Source organism: Arthrobacter sp. Y3223164, from assembly GCF_059091005.1.
The window spans coordinates 1-459 of the sequence record NZ_JBNHGF010000851.1 but is presented as its reverse complement, the minus strand read 5'-3'; the positions used below and the strand labels follow the sequence as shown (position 1 = coordinate 459).

Annotated in this window: 1 pseudogene; it reads right to left on the bottom strand. The window is 73.0% G+C overall.

The features are described 5' to 3' along the window. Positions 1–459 (bottom strand): annotated as a pseudogene (locus AC5RUJ_RS18365) (glycosyltransferase family 2 protein); the annotation flags it as partial.

The window sequence follows — 459 nt, the reverse complement described above, 5'->3', positions numbered from 1 at the left end:
CGCGCCCAGGCGGCCCGTGCCCAACGCGACCTGGAACGCGGGAACGCTCGCCCAGAACATCGCGGCCCAGAAGCGCAGGCCGCGCCGCTGTGTGAAGGCCCCGGCAGCGAACCATGCGCCGGCGGCGGCCAACGGCATGGCCAGCAGCACCAGCGTCAGGACGGCGGCGGAACCGTTCCCCAAACCCAGCACGGCCAGGACCGCCAGCACGTAGCCAAAGGGGTCGCCGTGCCCGGGGACGCCGGAGCCAAGCGAGATCCACCAACTCGAAGCGTTGTGCCAGATTTCGGCGACGGTGGCCGAGACCGGCAGCAGTCCGCCGCCCACCAGCGCCGGCGCCCCGAAGAAGTCAAACATGCCCACCGTGGAGACGAGGGCCAGCACGACGGCGGCGGCCACCAGGCCTGTACCCACCCAGGTCCGGGCGGGCGCGGCGAGGGCGGCGAAGTCGTCCGATCC